We start from the raw sequence: 17,504 nt of genomic DNA, 5'->3' as shown, positions 1-17,504 counted from the left end.
TTGACGCCCAAACCCGGGAAGATGCGTCGACATGCGTCGAGGGCCTCATTTCCGGGCGGCGGCCGTGCCTAGCATCGCGGGGAGGCGATTGCGAGACCTTCGATGAGTGCTGCGCTGACCCCCGACCCCGTGGAGCGCTGGGTGACCGCTCTGCGGGCGCTGATCACACCCGGCCTCTATGGAGCGGACCTGGAGGCGTCACCCCTTCTGGATCACCCCGCGGTGCGGGCCCGCACCGGCGGCGGCGCGGCGCGCAACCACCGCGCCGAGGCGCTCATCGCCGTCCTCGAAGAGACCGTCGAGACCCGGCTGCGCGCCGACGACAGGGTCGTCGCACGCATGCTCCTCGGCATCGGCGAGTGGTCGGGCCGCCCGGTCACCGAGCGGCACCGGGCCGCGGCCAAGCGGCGGAACCGGCACTGGTCGTGGGAGCGGAACTACCGCAAGGAACCGCTGGTCCGTGATCTGACCAAGATCGTCCTGGCTTTGGGGCGGAGTGTCCCCGGGCACGCTGAGGACGTTCCGGCCGACGCGTCCGATGCCGCGGCGGACGCGGCTCCCGACGGCAGGGTCGCCGCGCTCTCCGCCGAGCTCGTGCGCAGCCTGGGGCGGCGGCGCACCGCCTACCCCCTCGACATGAGCCTTCATCAGCTGCATTCGGCCTCGCTGCTCGTCGAGACGCGGGTGGCCCGCTACCACGAGCGCCGGTGGAGCGGGCAGGCGCTGACACTGGAGCCTGTCCTGCGCGGACTTCGTGAAGGGCGGTCCGCACTGCTGCTCGGCGAACCCGGCGCCGGCAAGAGCGTGGCCCTGTACGAGCTGATGCAGCGGAGCCTGGCACTGGGGCTCCTCCCCTTCCCCGCGCGCGCCAGGGACCACCGCGCTCTCCTCGCCGACCCGGCGTGGCCGGACCTGCAGGACCTGCCGGAGGCGGTCTTTCTCTTGGACGGCCTGGACGAGGTCGCGGACGACCACTCCGACCTGGCCCGTGACGTCATGGAAATGCTCCGGCGCCGCCCGACCCTGGTCACCTCCCGGCTCCGCGAGTACGAGCACGCGTGGTCGCCGCTGCTGGCCGACGCCGGGTTCGACGACGTGTACGTCCTGCTCCCCTGGCGGCAGGACGTCGAGTTCCCCGAGTTCCTCGGACGGCTTCACGGCACGGGGCTTCTGGACGAGCCGGACCGGCTCTACCACGCGACCTCCGAACGGGAGGATCTGCGGAGGCTCGTGGAGCGACCGCTCTACGCCCGCATGCTGACCTTCATCGGCGAGCCCGGAGCACAGGACGTGGCCGACCCCGTGTCGCTCTACGGCGAGTACCTGACAAAGCTCGCCCACGTCGCCGGAGCGTCCGTGAACGCCTCCGCCGGAGGGCCATCGGACGCGCTCGTGACCTGGCAGACGGCGGCGTGGGCGGCGCACTCGTCCGGGGCGATGGCCGGGGACACCGTCGTTCTCGCCGACCTCGTCCGCACACTGCCCGCGACCCTCGACCCCCGGCGCGCCCGCCGCCTTCTCGACTTCATCCTCAACGTCCGGAGCGTCCGGAATCGCGAGGTGGGCGAGTTCCTCCACTACTCCTTCTTCGAGTATCTCGTCGCGGCCCACGTCAGCGACGTCCTCCTTGCCGGGCCGGACGCCGGGAGCATCCATGAGCTGTTCCGCCGCGACCTCACCCGCGAGATCCGGCACCACCTGATCGCCCAGCTCAGCTCGACTCCGCCGCGCGACCTGCGGGAGAGGCTCGCGGAGGCGTACCGGGTGGCGCGGTCGGAGGGCACCACCCGGGAGGTGCTGGCCATCTGCAACCTCCTGGTCTATCTGCTCTCCAGGGCGGTCCCGAACAGTGAGCCGGTGCTGGCCGACCTGCTCGACCGGGAGGACGACCCGTTCCTGTCGGCCGCGGTGCTCTGGGCGCACTGCCATCGCGGCGTCCCCGGCAGCGACCGGCGGTTCCTGGAGCGCCTGGACGCGGACCCGGACTTTCGCGCTCTATGCCGAGGTTATGTTCTCTATTACTACGGCGACATCGAACGCGATGACGGCCCGCCATATCTGGACAATCCGCCGTACTGCTCTTGCACCAACACGCTCCGCACAATAATGGACGTATTCGAGCGTTCCACCTCAACCCACAAGGTGTCCACGCTCCGCATCGGCATCGATCTCTACACTTTCCTGGACGTCCTCGTCGTGCGCGATCTCTCTGTCCCCCGAGAGGGACTCGAACGTCTACGAAGTTTTCACCAGGCCCTCCATAACGAACAGATCGATGCTACGCTGTGGGCTCGCTTGGCGGAGATGATAGAAATACTCCGGTGGCGTTGATGCTCCGCCGCGCGCAAAAGCGAGGTGGTTCTCATGGGAAAGTTGTTCGTCTGGGATCTGCACGGGACGCTTGAGCGTGGCAATCATCGAGCCGTCATCGACATCTCCAATGAGGTCCTCGGACGCTTCGGCCACACCGAGCGCTTCGACCACGCCGACAGCATCGCCCTCTACGGCAAGAAGTGGTACGAGTACTTCACCTGGCTGCTCGGCGAGGACGAGTACGCGCTGGCGATCGAACTCCAGGAAGCCTGCTTCGAATTGTCCGAGAGCAACCCCAATATGCAGTGCAACGGCATCGAGCCGACCCCTCATGCGGCCGAGACGCTGGCAGCGATAGGGCGGCGGCACGACCAGATCGTGATCTCCAACACCCGGCCCGCGACCCTCGCGATCTTTCTGAAGGTCCTGGGCCTGGAGGAGTTCTTCCCGGAGGGCACCGCGTTCGCGGTCGACCAGCACAGCCGGGAGGCCGAACGCACCAAGGCGCACGTCCTCGCCGAGTACCTCGGCCGCGGCGACCACTACGACAGCTACGACGACATCGTGATCATCGGTGATTCGCCGAGCGATATGAGGCTCGTGGAGGTCGGCGGCGGCAGCCGGTACCTGTTCACCCACCCGGGGTTCCGGTTCCGTGAGTGCGAGGCCGACCATCGGATCAGGGATCTCAGGAGACTGCTGACGGCCGTCTGAGACCGCCCGTCCGCAGCTCCACCTCGCGTATGCGGCGCACGAACCCCGGACGCCACGCGGGGGCGTTCCAGTCGTAGCAGTAGGCCCAGGGCGCGACGCCCCGCAACTCCACGCCGGGCGGCGGACGCAGGGCAAGCGGCGACCCGCGGACGATCTCCAGCAGGTTCAGCGAACCATCGACCATCCCGGGCGTCCTGCCGCACAGCTCCACGAACCACTCCAGCTGCCGCTCCGCCTGCTCGGCCGTCTCACCCGGAAGACCGAAGATCAGGTTGATGACGATGGCGATGCCGCTGTCCACGCAGGCCGCCACCACGTCCTCGACGGCCCCCGGGTCCGTCACCTTGTCGAACAGCCGCTGCCCCACCGGATGGACGGTCTCCACGCCGAACTCCAGCGTCGCCAGTCCCGCCTCCGCCAGCCTCGGGGCGTGGATCGCCAGGCTCCGGGTGACCTTGGTCGTGGCGCTCCACCGAGCGCGGACTCCAGCGTCCTCCAGCGCCTCGGCGAGATCCAGCATCATCGGAATCGTGAACAGGGAGTCCTTCACCGAGAACCGGGTGACGCCGTGCTCGACCGCCAGCGCCGCCATCGCGGCAGCGGCCCGTGGCGCGTCCAGGCGGGTCGCGACGGGTTCCACGACCGGGTACGTGCAGTAGGTGCAGCGGCCGTAGGAGCAGCCGCGCGTGAACTGCAGCGGCATGGTCAGCGCTGACGGCCCGTACAGAGCGAGCTGCCCCGGTGCCGCCAGCGGGTGGTAGCCGAACGGCTCACCGGCCGGCGGGGCGGCCGCGACGCCCGGTGCAGGCGGGCACCCATCGCGGACCCGCTCCACGAGCCCGGCGAAGGTCTCCTCCGCGTGGCCGGGCAGCACATGGTCGACGAACTCCTCCAGATACCGCTGGTCCAGGGACATCTCCTCCGCGAGCAGGGTGACGTGGCTGCCGCCCAGAACGGTGACCGAACCCGGCCAGTGCCGCCGGATCAGCCGGGCGAGGACCAGCGCGAGGAAGACCTGGGACGGCCCCATGATGGAGATGCCGACGACCGGTGGCGGCTGCCGAACCCGCCGGAAGATCCGTTCGTCGAGCCATGTCGTCCAGCCGGAGCCCGGCGCCGCGGCCCGCTCGGCGGCCCGGTACAGCGTCTCGAATCCGAAATGCATTCCCGCACGGGCGTCGGCCGTGTCGGGAAGGTGCACCGCCTCTTCGGCGCGCAGGCCCGTGCTGTCGAAGAACCGCTCCGCCGCGAGCGCCAGCAGGGCACGATTCTTTCCATGGTCGCCGAGGACTTCCCCGGGTCGCCCGCCGGCACTTTTTGTAAACTGCCGGAGATATTCGATGTTGAGGTCGCGCACTTCGACCCTCAATCCGCGCTCGGCCGCGGCCCGAGCCAAGATCATCGGGCCGAGCGGCGGATTCGTTTCCGACGGCGAGGGCGGCGGCACGATCACCATTGCGTCGAACACTTCGCCGAAAGCCATGATCTTTGACCTTCCTCCCGCGAGGGGCCACACCGGCACTGTAACGCGGCATGCGATGCACGACCATGGATAAATACTCACTTCTTTATGGAGACTCAGAATCAGACATTGGTCAGGTCCGTAAAGGACGGAGGCATACTTCATGGCGGCCCGGACTTCCGGCCGCCGCCTATCGCTTCGGGCGGACCCGAATGTGCCCGCGCACCATCATCGGTCAACTGCGCCCCGTAGCCCGGTCGGCGTGGCGGAAATCGCGCGTGGCCGCGTGACGGCCGCCCTGGAACATGCCGCGCGCCCCGGCGCCCACCGGCCTGATGACCACTACCCGGAAGAGCGTCCCGGCTCCCGTGGGCGGCCGGGGACGAGGGCGGCGACCAGGGTGCCGGCGGCACCGCCGGCGCAGAGGTAGATCCACTCCCGCTCAGGTACGGCCGACCAGACCGTCGTGCCGGCCCAGAGCATCCCCAGGGCGGCGCCGGCGGCCCTCAGCAGCAGCGGGGACACCGCCACCAGAAGCAGGCCGGCCGCCGAACCGGGGCCGCGCGGCATCAGGCGCGCCCCGAGCACGCCCGCCACGCCCGCCGAGCAGCCGGCCGCCACGAGCGACCAGCGCTCCAGATCGCCGAGCGCGTCGATCGCGTCGGCGGTCACCTCGCCGGAGGGACCGATCAGCAGGTCCGGGGCGAGAGTCCGGGCCAGCACGAACCGGGCGGCGAGAGCGAGCAGCAACGCCGCGGTGGCGGCCGGCACGACCGGTGTGAGGGACGGCCGCGGCACCGCCACCCGGCCGGCGCCGGCCCCGGCGAGCGCCGCCACCGCGATGGCGGCCATCGCGAGGAGGGCGCTGCCCGCCGGCCAGTCGCCCGCCGTCACGAAGAAGATCAGCAGGCCCGCCATCACGATCGCGAGCGCGGCCAGTGCGGCCGAGATGCTCGCCGGGAGTTCGGCGCCCTCGCCGCGGCTGGTCCGGACCGTCCCGAACCAGGTACCGAACGCCGCAGCCGCCAGCCAGGCGGCCGCAAGGAGCGAGGCCGTCCAGGCGGACGGTCCCCCGGACGCGGCCGAGAGCGCACCGAAGCCGGTTCTGCCGGTGGGCGTGCTCATCAGCAGCACCGCGAGAAGCAGGACGACCGCGGCGGCCGGGCCGCCCTTCACGCGGTGATCCTGAACGAGCCGGCGACGCCGTCCATCAACCGCGCGGCCTGATCGGCGCCGGGCGCGATGACGATCATCCGGACGTCGGCCACCGTCCCGGTGCCGAGGTCGACGAACAGATCCACCTGCTGAAGCGTCGTCCAGCCGTCCATGCCGCTCGGGGCGGTGTAGGACTTGCGGACCACCTGCGCGGCGGCGTCCTGCATTGTGAGCCTCCGGCGCTCCAGAAGGCGGAAGTCGCGCGCGGTCCTGCTCTGCGCGACGAACGCGTCCACCATGCGGCCCATCGAACGGTTCCGTTCCTCGGTGAAGACCGACCACGAGGCCTGCGGCGGGCGCTGCGGCGGCTCGGGCCGCAGGACCTCGAAGTCGGCGCCGCGGAAGATCCGTTTGCCCGGGTCCTGCTTCCAGCCCTTCGGATACCCGACGGTGAAGCCCTTGCCGGTGAAGACGGACAGGCCGGGATCGACCGGAGGAAGCTCACGCTCCCCGCCGCAGCCGGGCGCGACGGCGACCAGCAGGACGGCGGCCACGGCCGGGATCAGTCGCGACATGGGTTTCAGTCCCCGCCCCGCTCGCACGAGTACCATCGCCGCCACTCACCGGTGGCCGGGTCGACGTAGTGCGCCTCGTCCAGGGTCATGTTCCGCTCGCTGTGGCTGGAGTTGAAGTCGAACCATTCGATCACCAGGTCCAACTCGGCGCCGCCCTGCACGGTGTGGCCCGTCGCGTTGTAAAGCTGCTGCGTGGTCGTGACGTTCGGGCCGTCCGCGAGTTCCTCGATGGTGAGGGCCCCTTCGATGCGGCCGGCGAAGTCGTCGTCGAAAATGCCCCTCAGTTCGTCCGCGACCTCGCCGCGCTGATCCGGCGGAATCTCGATGGTCGTCGTGTTAACGGTGACGTCGCCGTTCTCGACCATCACGCCACCGCCCGCCCCGCCGCCTCCGCGGTCCGTCTCGAACCCCAGCTGCAGCGATCCGCCCGCCCCGAAACGCCATTCGCTGGTGTTGACCGCGGTGATCTTCTTCGGGTCGCCGTTCTCGTCGTACTCGACATGGATCACGTTGCCGCCGACCCGTTCGTAGGAGATCTCCCGGCCCGCGCCCAGGACGGGACTGGGCGTCAGCTCCACGCCGAGCCGCGCGGTGTCGGTGTCGGTGGCCGCGTAGTACTCGCCGTGGACGCGCTCCCCGCCGGGTTCGATCGACTCCGACGTGCCGAGCAGCCGGCTCTCCTCATGCCGGAGCGAGCCGCTCAGTCCGGTGTCGCCGACGTCGCTGCCCACCGACCCGTCGACCTCGACGAACGCGTTGGTGCCGTCCGCATTGATGATCATCGCGGGGAGGTCCATCTCCTCGGCGATCTGGAGCGGCATCTCCTCGAGCTCGGCCATGGCGTCCTCGTCGTCCAGCATCTCCCAGATCCCGCCGTGCTCCTCGATCAGATCGGTGCCCCGGCGTTGCAGCCGTCCCTGGTACTCCTCCAGCTCCTCCTGGTTCTGGACGGTGACCTGCTGCTGGTTCTCTCCCGTCCACAGCACGCCCCCGCCGACGCTGACCCCCCAGCCGGTGCCGCCGACCCGGCCGCCCAGACCGGCCTCGAGGTCGATGCCCGAGCCCGACGAGTTGCTGGTGGTGACCACGATCGACCCGTCCGCGTTGCTGTCCACCTGCGCGCTGTGCGAATCCTGGTCGCCGAACAGGATGACCTTCCGGCCCGTGGTCGTCTGGTCGATGCCCTGGTGGACGGTGCATGCGCTCAGCGCCGGGGGGCCGGAAGGCGTGCCGGACTCGCACTCTCCACCGAACAGCTTGCAGAGCGCGTCCCCGATTCTGCTGGACGCCGTGTCCATGACGGGTGAGCTGACCAGAACCCCGACCACCACGGCCGCCACCAACAGCACGGCGCCGTACTCCGCGGCGCTCGCCCCACGGTCGGCGACGCGGCCAAAACCCCTGGTGCGCTGCAACATGAGGGAAGCGTGGCCGCGCTTCCGCGGCAGCACGAGGGCCCCCGGACCCAATGTGGCACCCGAGAACAAGGGGCCCCATTCCGGCCCTTTTCCCAGGCTCCTACAGCCGGGTCAAAACACCCCGGGTTTGGGATCCGGCACAATTTGATCTTGAAAAACGTTGCCTCGGTGAGCAAGCGGCGGAAGCCGAAGTCTCGGCCTGTTCCCGGGCGGCTTCCGGCTCGTTCGGCGGTGCCGTCGCCGGGTTGCGGCGAAGTGAGCGCCCGGGTGATTATTGGACTGACCATCCAGCAACGGCAGTGGACGGCCACCGACCCGAGGCGAGGTTTGCATGACCGCTCCTGAACGCCCCGCCCCCGCGCGGCCCGTGCCCGCCAGGACCATGAAGGTGCGCCGTCTGCGGTTCACCTACCCGAAAGGGGCGATGCGCCGCCACTACGCCGACGACGATCTGATCTTGAGCCACGTCGTGGCCGTGCTCTCAGCGACGTTCCCGAGGGGTGAGGACTTCTTCATCCGCTCCGTCCGCGCCTGCTCCGGACAGATCACCGACCCGGAACTGAAGCGGCAGGTCAAGGCGTTCATCGGCCAGGAGGTGGTGCACGGCCGCGAGCACGACACCCTCAACGGGCAACTGCGCAGGATGGGCTACCCCACCCATTGGGTGGACGCCTTCGTCAAGCGCAGCACCGGGCTCGGCCTGCGGCTCATGCCGCCGCGTGCCGCACTCGGCCACACCGCGGCCCTGGAGCACTACACCGCGACGCTCGCCGAGTGCCTGCTCACCGACCCGCGCGCCCAGGCGCTCCTGGGCGACACCGAGGTCCGCAACGTCCTGCTGTGGCACGCCTTGGAGGAGTCGGAGCACAAGTCGGTCGCCTTCGACGTCTACCGTGCCGCCGGCGGCTCGGAGCGCCTGCGCCGCCGCACCATGATCGAGGCGACCGTCGGCCTGTTGGGCGTGACGATCTTCTTCACGATCGTGTCGATGCTCATGGACCCGGCCACCTACAACCCGCGGCGCCTCGCCGCCAGCCTGCGCGCCCTGCGCCACTCGCCGTTCCTGAGCGAGAAGGTCCGCGCCCGCATCCGCGCCTACCAGCGCCCCGGCTTCCACCCCGACGACTTCGATGCCGCCGGCATCCTCACCCGCTGGCGCACCGAACTCTTCGGCCCGGACGGCGCCCTGCTGGACCGCCTCACCTGACAACGGCCTTCGACGACACCCGAACCAGCCCACCGCGAGAACTCCGGAAGCCCAGCCTCCCTTGTCGAGCGGGGCTTGGAGTGGGTTGCATGGACCGACATGAAGGTTGTCGTCACCGGAGGGACCGGAGCACTCGGCGGCCACACCCGTCCCGGAACTCGTAGGGGCCGGTCACTCTGTGTCGGCCCTGGCGCGCACAGCGAGCAGATGCCCGCCCAGGCACGCCGACACGTCGGTCTGGTACTGGGGTCTCCTCAGAACTACCCGTTTTCGATCCACGGAGCCGGGACGCCGGCCGGCTATGGCTACCGGTCGTACCGTCCGGCGCGAATGTCACGCGCCAGGGCACCGAATGCCGCCCGCCCGAACGCCAGCTTCGGCCCCTCCGGGTCCTTCGAATCTCTCACAGCCACGACCGACGCGACTCCGGCAACCTCAACGCAGTTGTCCCCTTCGGAGTCGCTGTACGTGCTCTTGCGCCAGTCTCTGGATGACAGGTCGGGGGTGCTCACGTGCCCTCCATGATGGTCCGTATCAGTGCAGCGGATTCCGTTGCCGACAACGCCTCAGATCTTGCCACATTGAACAGGACGGTGAGGTTCTGGACCGCTGTTACGTCAGTGAGCATCTGACCATTTCGGCCGGTGCCCTCAATGTACGCGACGTCTGCTGACCTTTCGAGGGTGAGGATCTGGAATCCAGTCGGCTGAAAGACATACGCACACGCCGGAAGTACTTGGATGGAGATGTTTGGCAATTCAGCCAACTCCAACAGCCGCTTGCACTGTCCAAGACGAACCTCTGATGGGACGTCACAGAGAGCAGACTCTCGAATCAACAGGAACACCATGGGCGCATTGGGAGCCGTCAGCACCGCCTGCCGCTCCATGCGGATCGCGACGAGCTCATCGAGCTTGTCCCTCTGTAGCCCATGGCTGAACACCAATCGGGCGTACTCCTCGGTCTGAAACAGACCAGTGATTAGCACAGGCTCGTAGACGCTGATCTGTGCCGCCTCCTTCTCGGCATTGATCAACGGCATGAACCCAGTAGGGATCAGCCCACGCTTCCGCGCCTCCTGGTGCTTCTCCCACGTGCGGCGAAACATGCCGCCGGTCTGGAAATAGGTGTCCAGGTCGTCGGAGAGGCCCTCGGACGGAGGCTTCTCGAAGGTCTCAACCTTGGCGATTCACTGCGGCGTGCAGCCCAACACGGCCGCGAGTTTGTTCCGGGAGAGGCCAGACGCCTCACGTCGTGCCCGCAGTTCGTTGACGAACATCTCCTGATAGGCGGAGGGGCTGTTGTCACGCGAGGGTGCCATCGGGTGTCTCCCGGGTGTCGGCCCGCTTGTTCGGGGGTGTCACCTGTCTTGTTCGGATGCTCGTCGGGGGGTGAGCGGTTCGTAGCTCACAGTAACCCTCCCCTGCCAGGCTCGTCCTCGAAAAGCCGAACCATTCGCAGGGACCCCGCCCGTGAACGATCAAGAACGCGAACGTCTGCAGGACCAGTACCCGAGCTGGCACATTCGCCGGCCGCCGACGATGGAATGTCTCATAGCCACGCGCCTCGGCCGTCCGCTTACGCAGCGGGAAATCTATTACGGCCTCTGCGCGACCATCGTCGAGGACAGTTACGAGTTGCTCGGCGAGGCCCTCGCCGGCCAGCGTAAGATCGAGGAAACCTTGTGATCTTTGTGCTGGCGATCACCGGTGCCTCGCTCGTGGCCGTCCTCTCGGTGTGGATGCTGATCCTTTTCATCAGCATGGCCCTCGCCGACTCCGGCTACGTCGGTAAACACCGCTGATCTCCCGGAGCGGCTGCCGCGCACGGCGCCTGCGTGCCCCGATCATGCGCCGGACGCCGAACGGTTCCCTCCCCTGGGCCGGCAGCCGCTCCGGGTCCATTCTCGATCGGCCGTCTGACGCGAAGCCGCAAGCCTGATAGCCCCGCGTCGGCAGCCATTTGGATCTTGGCTGGTGACTTCGGGAGCCGCGATGCGAGGATCACGCGGCCTGGGCCCACGGTGGCGGTCGGCTGATCATTGCGGGCATTCCCGTCCCGGACGGACGGAGGCGGTAGACGTAGCGTCCGTCCCGCCCCTGTTCGATGTCCAACCGATCGGGGTGGGTGTGCTTGAACTGGTTGTGCCAGCGACACGCCAGGGCCAGTTGGTCGATGTCCGTCGACGAGCCCAGCACCCAGCCCCGGACGTGGTCAACCTCGCACGAGGTGCCCGGAACTTCGCAGCCATGGACCGCACAGGTCGGATAGAGCGTCTCCAGCACCTGCCGCTGGGGGCCGGTGGCGAAGCGGACTCGTCTTCCCAAGTAGAGCGGGATGCTTCCGCGTCCCAGCAGCAGCGGGGAAACACCGGCGTTGAGAGCGATGCGGCGGGCATGTGCGGCGGGAACGGGGGTGCCGTCGGTGAGGTGACCGGGCGTGGTCCCGCCGGTGAGGGTGTCCAGGTCGCAGATGACGGTGACCTTGGTGGCCCGGTGCCCATCGGCCAAGACGCCCGTCAGCGCCGCCGCCGTCCGCTCGGACAGGTCGCGGCGGTCGTCGGTCCCGGCGGGCTTGGCCAGCGGCCCGAGCGTCCCCTCCCAGACTGCGGCGTCCTCTGCGTTCAGCCATCCCTTGATGTACCGACCACCGTCCAGAGAACGCGTCGAGTCGACCCAGGACCGCTCATAGCCGCGCCGGGAGTCGTCATCGGGAGTCTCGGTGCCGTCGCGTTCGGTGATCACATCGCGGATCCGGCTCCCGAAGGAGGCCACCTTCCCGGCAGAGAAGTCCTGGTCGACCATGCCGAGCAGGATCTCTTCCGCCGCCCGGCAATCGTCGTCATCCAGCCTGGCGACCGCTACCGCGATGGTGGCGGCATACCCGAAGGACAGGGCGCCGGTGCTCCACCGTCCGGTGACGTCGGTCAGGCGGTGCCGCTGCCGGGCCAGGGTAAGCCGTTCCTTGGCGCGGGCATCGCGCATGCCGAGCCGGTTGCGCAGCCATGACTGGGTGGAAGGGAAACCCCACCGCTGCGCCTCACGGCCGGCGTCCACGACGGAGATGAATCCGGCCAAGGCCGCCTCGGTCATGTCACCGGCGGCCGACAGGGTCTCCGCGAGATCCAGGCACGCGGCCGGGGACTCGGGTGCCGCACGCCGGGCGAGTTCGGCGGCGACCTTCGACAGGACGTCCACCAATTCTGAGGTGGAGGCCCGATCAACCCAGCTCTCCGTCGAACACATGTTTGAATGCTATCGCACCGCCCCCGAAGCAGCCACCACGATAAGCCTCGTGAGGGTTAGATTACTGTCACCCAAACAGACAACAAAAGCGTCCAAAACTCCCATTCAGGCATCTAAGAGGCCACGCAGATCGAGGTGGCGGGAGACCTCGGCAGCAGAACGAGCACGGGTCTTGGTGATCATGGAGTTGCGACACTCTGTGATCATCGAGGAGACCCGTGCCCGCGCTGCCATCATGGCTGACTGAGCCGCTCTGGGACCAGTTCGCGGCCCCGCTGCCCGAGCGGCCGGTGTACCACCCGGACCATCCGCTCGGCTGTCACCGTCAGCGGATCGGCGACCGGATCATCTTCGACAAGCTGCTGCAACTGCTGCGCTTCGGCTGTTCTTACGAAAGCCCCCGCGGCGAGGTCGCCGGACGCTCACCGGTCGACCGCGGCAAACAGGGCCTGAACGCTCGGGTATGACGGACGGATACGGCATTCCCTTGGGCCGCGTCCTGGCCGGCGCCAACCGCCACGACTCCCCCTGCTCGCCCCCCACCCCGGACCGCCTTGTCGAACGCACCCACGCCTGGCAGAACGCCTTTCACCGCAGGGAGTAGTTCCTTCGTAGGGATATCTGAGCTGCTGTGGCTGTGGGCGCTTTGGTTGGCCGGTCAGCGCTTGAGGTGGGCCGGTGTTGCCGTGAGGCGAAGCGCGATGGCTGTCGCAGCGGGTGGGCTTGTAGGTCTGTTCAGCTGAGGTTGGTGTGCCGAGCCCTTGGACGGGGGGTTGCGAACGGTCGGGTCAGGTCAGAATCTTGTTCAGGGTGATGGACCACCAACTGTCGGGCACTTCGAGCGCCGGGGAATCCTGTGCCGTCAGGCGTGACCGGGCTTCCTCGGCCAGCGCCCGGCGTTCCTCACCGTCCGCGTTGCTGCTCTTTGTCTGGTAGACGCCGCACTGGTAGAGGAACTCGATGAAGTCATGGACCGAGCTGTTGATGGTCTCCATTCGCGGGTCACCCTCGGCGAGGGCGAACATCCCGACGAACCAGTTGCGAAAGTCGAGGAAGTACCGCACGTGCTCATCATCGCCGGCACCACCGATCACGAGGAGTCTGGCCGTGGTCACCGGCAAGGTAGTCATGGACGGAGAAGGTCTGCGGCTCGCCCTTCACCCAAGTGTTGAAAATGGGTGAAACCTGTTTGGGGAGGCCGACATCAGCGAGCACCCGCGCGGCGTCCGGATCCACTCCCACCTGGCGAAGCTGATCGTAATCCGCCGATGTGACGTTGGCCTGGCCAAACGTCCTGACAAGATCAAAATACGAGACCATCTTCCGTCCTCACCCGTCCTGGCTCGTTGCACGTCTGGCGATCTGGCGATCTGGCGGTGTCCGCCCGAAACGGCATCACCGGGATTCAAGATCACATTATTGAACAGATCGTCGCTGGCGGTAGCAACTTCCTCAGGGATCGCGTTGACGCCGCCACCGCCGACCAACTGCTGGCCACCACCAAGCCCCTCGCGCCGCGCATGGCCGGCCGCCTGGTCGAGGCGGTCAAGGCCGCGCTGGACGCCCAGACCGTCGTCGTCCCCGGCACCACCGCGGCCGCGACCGTTCTGCCACACCTCGCCCGGTCGCTGCGATCGGTCCATGACCAGCGCAAACAGGTCGCCACCGAAGTGGAGGAGATCCTCGATACGCACCCTCTCGCCAAGGTCCTGATCTCGATGCCCGGCCTCGGGATCAGGACCAGCGCACGAATCCTGCTGGAGATCGGCGACATCTCCGCCTCCCCCACCCCCGGCCACCTGGCCGCCTACGCAGGCCTGGCCCCCGTCACCCGCCGCTCCGGCTCCTCCATCAAAGGCGAACACCCACCCAAAGGCGGCAACAAGAACCTCAAACGAGCCATGTTCCTGTCCGCGTTCGCCTCGCTCTCCGACCCGCTGAGCAGGGCGTACTACAACCGGAAAGAGAGCCGAGGGCAAGAAACACAACGCCGCCCTCATCTGCCTGGCCCGCCGCCGCTCCGACGTCATCTTCGCCATGCTCCGCGACAAACAGCCTTACCAACCCTCACGCACACCGGCGCCATTCAGTGGTGAGGATGCCGACTGCGACCAATACCGCCGCACCCTGCGTCAGATCGCCATCAAAGAGAGACAACGACGAGCCGAGTGGGAGAAGACGTATCCGGCGAGGCGACGGCAGGAGCAGAAGCAACTAAGTGAACTCCCATCAGGTGAGTACACGCGGCTCATGCGGCAGGGACAGCTCCCGCTGCCCGGGTTGCGGGAGGAGTTCTTCGCAGGCAGCACCTACGCGGTTGTCAGATCCGACGGCAGCGAGCCGAGGTGCCATCGCCAGCCCGATCGGCATGCCTCCTGAGCGTGGGGCCTCCGCCCAGGGCGGCGTCTCCTCCTGACCCGGCGGCCACTTGGTGATCGAGGCCGAGCTGCGCCCCAGGCCGACGTCTCGGCGGCCCCCACCCGGACGAAGTCGTCAGGCCTCGGGGATGTAAGCCATGCTCCGCGACAAACAGCCCTACCAGCCCTCACGCACACCGGCGCCCCAGGCCGCTTGACGAATCCCATAGGGACACATTGCTCCGAGCGCCAGGTCAACGTCATCGATGCCTTCTTCGATCTCGCCGACACGATCATCACCGTGCGCAGCCTGATCCGACGGGCATGGACCACCTGCCGCGGGGACGAACGCCCGACCCGCAGACCATGACCGCACGCGGATCCGCGTGACTCTCACAATGACATCTACAACGGAAATTCCCAGAGGTGGACTGAGTCGCAGTGGGCAGTACTGATGATCATGGGGCGGCTGTCGAGATAGGCCACCCGCAGCCCGAGCACCTCGCTGATGTGCCCCCGGAGCGACTGGCCCAGCAACCGGTGCTCGGCCAGGTCCCACACGCAGATGGTCCCGTCCATCGCCCCGGTGACGGCGAACGGACGACCGTAAACGGTGCCGGCGGTCAAGCAGCTGATTTCGTCCCCGGGCACGGTGAGGGGTTCGCCCCACTCGTTGGATTCGGGGTCTCCCAGCACGAGGCTTTGCCCTCCCGCTGCGAGGACCTGTATACGACCGTCCACCGAGGCCAGGGCGAACTCGGTGGACGTCTCGTCTAGGTCGTCGAATTCGGCGAGGTGCCGCTCTTCCTCGATATCCCACACGAGCACGCCACCGTCCCGGCCACCGGCCACCACGACCGGCCGGCCCGCCAACAGTCCCGCCGCGGCAGCGCTACTGGCGCGCGACTTGCATTCCAGTTCCTCAATGTTCACAAGAGAGTCGTAAGGCGAAGGCCGCTCCGGCTCTGTCACGGAATCGTCCTCGTCGTCCTCGTCTTCAAGGTCGCCATCGTCGTCATGCCGGTCCCCCGGCTCGGCAACGGACGGATCCCACAACTCCACGCCCCACGTGCCGGTGAATCCCACGAGCAACCTCGAGCGGTCACCGAAGTCGGCCCTGACCACCGAGGACGTACCGCCCTCTTGTGCGCTCAGCCGTACCTTGCCCGTTTCCAGGTCCCACATGGCGAAGCCTTGGTGGTCACCTCCACCACCGATCACGATCCGACCGTCCACCACCGCGGCACCGATCGAAGTGAGCTCCGTATACGGGAATTCCTCGTCCGGAATGTCGAGCTCGTACTGTGTCCAGCGATGGCTGGCGGGATCCCAGGTGCACGCAAGCCGGTCTCTGTCGGGGCTGCCGACGAGGATCAGCCGACCGTCGAGGGTGACAAGGTCGAAATCGATGATGTGGTGGGGGGACGGAGGCTGACTGGAGAGCAAGGAGGAGTGAACCGACATACCGACACCCTGCCAGCCCCCTCTGACGCTCGGCTCGCCAACGGTCTGCTCGGCACACCGGTACGGGCGGCGTCAAGCCGCCTATCCGCGCGAGTTCTCAGAACAATGCCCGCCAGAAAGGTGAAAGCGCGCCAACGGCTTCGAGCCCTTCCGACCTGCTCGGGCCGGGCAACGAACTCGTCCACTGTCAAGCGCGGCAAGGGCACCGAGCCGTTCAGCCACAGTTCGGCCAGGCGCTCATCTCCGCCGAGGCGCTCTGCTCGTTCCGTGGCCGATACCGGTCCGCTCCCGCTGACTGCCGCACCTACGTCGTGGTGGCGGGTGCGTACCGCGGGCGCCCGCTGGGCCGGTACACCTGGACCGTCACGCCGTTCGAGGTGACTCGCGAGTCGACCAGGTCGAGTGCCGTGTCCGGGCCGGCGTCGGGGAACAGCCGCGTGCCCTGGCCGACGACCACGGGATAGGTGAGCAGGATGATCTCGTCGACGAGCCGGTGGTCGAACAGCCGGCGGACCAGGTCGCCGCTGCCGTGCACCTGCAGTTCGCCCCCCGGCTTGGCCTTCAGTTCGCGGATGGCGGCCACGACGTCACCGGACAGGACGGTCGTGTCCGCCCATTGCGGGTCGGTGAGCGTCGTCGATGCCACGTACTTGGGCCGCGCGTTCAACGCCACGGAGATCGGGTTGTCGCCCTGATCGGCCCCCCAGGAGCCGGTTCCCCAGGAGTCGGCGAAGATCTCGTAGGTCTTCCGGCCGAACAGGAAGGCGTCGGCGCGCTGGTAGACCCGGCCGAGGAACGTCTCGGCCTCGTCGTCGAACAGCGGCAAGGCCCATCCGCCGCGCTCGAACCCGCCCCGAAGGTCCTCGTCCGCCCCGCCGAGTCCCTGCATCACTCCGTCGACGGAGATGTTCGTGATGGTCGTCAGTTTCATGGTCGCGGCTCCGTTCTCGCTGGGTATCGCCGTCGTCCGGTCCGACGTGACCGCGGCGCCGGTCCCACCGGTCGCAGCAGAGTCCGTCCGGCCGAACCTCCTGTGGTTGAGCCGCCCTCGTGGGCGGCCTCTCACTCCTGCTACGAACGGCTCGGCCCGAATTCGACACCGCCCCCGGATGTTTCCAAGACCATGAAAACTTTCACAACCTTCTGGACCGTGTTCGCGTTCTGAGTCAGCCTGTGGGCCTTGACGCCTACGGAGGAGTGCACCCATGTGGCGAACCTTGGCTCGCGCATCGCTGATCGCATCGGTGGCGGCGGTGACGGCGGTGTTGCCGGTGTCGGTGGCGTCCGCGTCGACCCCACAGGAACCCTGGGACTGCCCGGACGCTTCGCTGTGCGGATGGTCGGAGGCCGGGTTCATGGGCAAGGTCACGACGTTCCGGCCGGGAGGCGGATGCTTCGACTCGCCGTTCCCACTGCGGTCCGTCGCCAACACCTTCGGGGGCGGCGTGGGCTACCCCGTCGTCCTGCTGGTGTATTCGGGCCAGAACTGCACGGGCAAGCCGCTCGGCTCGGTGACGCGTGGACAGGCACTCCCGTCCCTGCCCGCCGACGGCCTCAGCGTCATGTCCGCTTGGTGAGACCGCCCGCAGTCGTG

General features: G+C 67.9%; 14 protein-coding genes and 4 pseudogenes. 8 read left to right on the top strand and 10 right to left on the bottom strand.

The genetic code is table 11. From position 1 onward, the window contains the following. Positions 1 to 102: 102 nt before the first annotated feature. Both ACGFIS_RS30580 and ACGFIS_RS30575 read left to right on the top strand, forming a co-directional pair. A complete protein-coding gene (locus ACGFIS_RS30580; RefSeq protein WP_392910875.1) occupies positions 103 to 2,331 on the top strand; it encodes a hypothetical protein in 2,229 nt (742 codons plus the stop codon). A 33-nt stretch (positions 2,332 to 2,364) separates the two neighbouring features. Further along, positions 2,365 to 3,027, top strand: coding sequence for an HAD family hydrolase (locus ACGFIS_RS30575; protein WP_392910877.1), 663 nt, complete (start codon positions 2,365 to 2,367; stop codon positions 3,025 to 3,027). Here the strand turns inward: ACGFIS_RS30575 and ACGFIS_RS30570 are convergent. From ACGFIS_RS30570 to ACGFIS_RS30555, 4 genes are all read right to left on the bottom strand, one after another. Further along, complete coding sequence (locus ACGFIS_RS30570) at positions 3,002 to 4,510, bottom strand: B12-binding domain-containing radical SAM protein (protein WP_392910880.1); 1,509 nt, start codon at positions 4,508 to 4,510, stop codon at positions 3,002 to 3,004. The two genes, ACGFIS_RS30575 and ACGFIS_RS30570, sit on opposite strands and share 26 nt — an antisense overlap. Positions 4,511 to 4,831: 321 nt before the next feature. Next, positions 4,832 to 5,665, bottom strand: coding sequence for a hypothetical protein (locus tag ACGFIS_RS30565; RefSeq protein ID WP_392910882.1), 834 nt, complete (start codon positions 5,663 to 5,665; stop codon positions 4,832 to 4,834). Beyond that, positions 5,662 to 6,219 (bottom strand): hypothetical protein, encoded by a 558-nt coding sequence (locus ACGFIS_RS30560; RefSeq protein ID WP_392973357.1) that lies wholly within the window; start codon positions 6,217 to 6,219, stop codon positions 5,662 to 5,664. Before ACGFIS_RS30560 ends, ACGFIS_RS30565 begins: the two co-directional genes overlap by 4 nt. A 5-nt stretch (positions 6,220 to 6,224) precedes the next feature. After that, complete coding sequence (locus tag ACGFIS_RS30555; protein WP_392910886.1) at positions 6,225 to 7,637, bottom strand: hypothetical protein; 1,413 nt, start codon at positions 7,635 to 7,637, stop codon at positions 6,225 to 6,227. Positions 7,638 to 7,968: 331 nt separating this feature from the next. Here ACGFIS_RS30555 and ACGFIS_RS30550 point away from each other — a divergent pair, with 331 nt between their 5' ends. Further along, a complete protein-coding gene (locus ACGFIS_RS30550) occupies positions 7,969 to 8,844 on the top strand; it encodes a metal-dependent hydrolase (RefSeq protein ID WP_392910888.1) in 876 nt (291 codons plus the stop codon). Positions 8,845 to 9,149: 305 nt separating this feature from the next. Here ACGFIS_RS30550 and ACGFIS_RS30545 read toward each other — a convergent pair whose 3' ends face one another. Continuing rightward, a complete protein-coding gene (locus tag ACGFIS_RS30545) occupies positions 9,150 to 9,356 on the bottom strand; it encodes a DUF397 domain-containing protein (protein WP_392910890.1) in 207 nt (68 codons plus the stop codon). Beyond that, positions 9,353 to 9,886: a DUF5753 domain-containing protein gene (locus tag ACGFIS_RS30540; RefSeq protein ID WP_392973355.1), complete on the bottom strand. Its 534-nt coding sequence runs from the start codon at positions 9,884 to 9,886 to the stop codon at positions 9,353 to 9,355. The genes ACGFIS_RS30545 and ACGFIS_RS30540 overlap by 4 nt, the downstream gene beginning before the upstream one ends. Before the next feature lie 430 nt (positions 9,887 to 10,316). On the opposite strand from ACGFIS_RS30540, the gene ACGFIS_RS30535 reads away from it, so the two are divergent. Continuing rightward, positions 10,317 to 10,532: a hypothetical protein gene (locus ACGFIS_RS30535; RefSeq protein ID WP_392910895.1), complete on the top strand. Its 216-nt coding sequence runs from the start codon at positions 10,317 to 10,319 to the stop codon at positions 10,530 to 10,532. Positions 10,533 to 10,847: 315 nt separating this feature from the next. On the opposite strand, the gene ACGFIS_RS30530 is transcribed toward ACGFIS_RS30535, so the two are convergent. Beyond that, entirely contained in the window at positions 10,848 to 12,089 is a 1,242-nt protein-coding gene (locus tag ACGFIS_RS30530; protein WP_392910897.1) for a DUF222 domain-containing protein, read from the bottom strand. Between the two features lie 218 nt (positions 12,090 to 12,307). Between ACGFIS_RS30530 and ACGFIS_RS30525 the strand changes: the two are divergent. After that, positions 12,308 to 12,645, top strand: a pseudogene (locus tag ACGFIS_RS30525) (IS5/IS1182 family transposase); the annotation flags it as partial. A gap of 232 nt (positions 12,646 to 12,877) precedes the next feature. Here the strand turns inward: ACGFIS_RS30525 and ACGFIS_RS30520 are convergent. Further along, positions 12,878 to 13,409, bottom strand: a pseudogene (locus ACGFIS_RS30520) (SUKH-4 family immunity protein). A 164-nt stretch (positions 13,410 to 13,573) separates the two neighbouring features. Here ACGFIS_RS30520 and ACGFIS_RS30515 point away from each other — a divergent pair. Then, a pseudogene (locus ACGFIS_RS30515) lies at positions 13,574 to 14,165 on the top strand (transposase); the annotation flags it as partial. Between the two features lie 519 nt (positions 14,166 to 14,684). Further along, a pseudogene (locus tag ACGFIS_RS30510) lies at positions 14,685 to 14,816 on the top strand (IS5/IS1182 family transposase); the annotation flags it as partial. A gap of 35 nt (positions 14,817 to 14,851) precedes the next feature. Here the strand turns inward: ACGFIS_RS30510 and ACGFIS_RS30505 are convergent. Together ACGFIS_RS30505 and ACGFIS_RS30500 are read right to left on the bottom strand one after the other, a co-directional pair. Then, positions 14,852 to 15,910, bottom strand: coding sequence for a WD40 repeat domain-containing protein (locus ACGFIS_RS30505; protein WP_392910900.1), 1,059 nt, complete (start codon positions 15,908 to 15,910; stop codon positions 14,852 to 14,854). A gap of 304 nt (positions 15,911 to 16,214) precedes the next feature. Next, a complete protein-coding gene (locus tag ACGFIS_RS30500; protein ID WP_392910902.1) occupies positions 16,215 to 16,841 on the bottom strand; it encodes a dihydrofolate reductase family protein in 627 nt (208 codons plus the stop codon). Between the two features lie 274 nt (positions 16,842 to 17,115). Here ACGFIS_RS30500 and ACGFIS_RS30495 point away from each other — a divergent pair, with 274 nt between their 5' ends. Next, positions 17,116 to 17,487: a peptidase inhibitor family I36 protein gene (locus tag ACGFIS_RS30495; protein ID WP_392973353.1), complete on the top strand. Its 372-nt coding sequence runs from the start codon at positions 17,116 to 17,118 to the stop codon at positions 17,485 to 17,487. Positions 17,488 to 17,504: the final 17 nt, after the last annotated feature.

Source organism: Spirillospora sp. NPDC048824, assembly GCF_043198455.1.
Lineage (GTDB): Bacteria > Actinomycetota > Actinomycetes > Streptosporangiales > Streptosporangiaceae > Spirillospora.
Note: the sequence above shows the minus strand (reverse complement) of the source record. Positions and strands in the feature narration are given on the sequence as shown.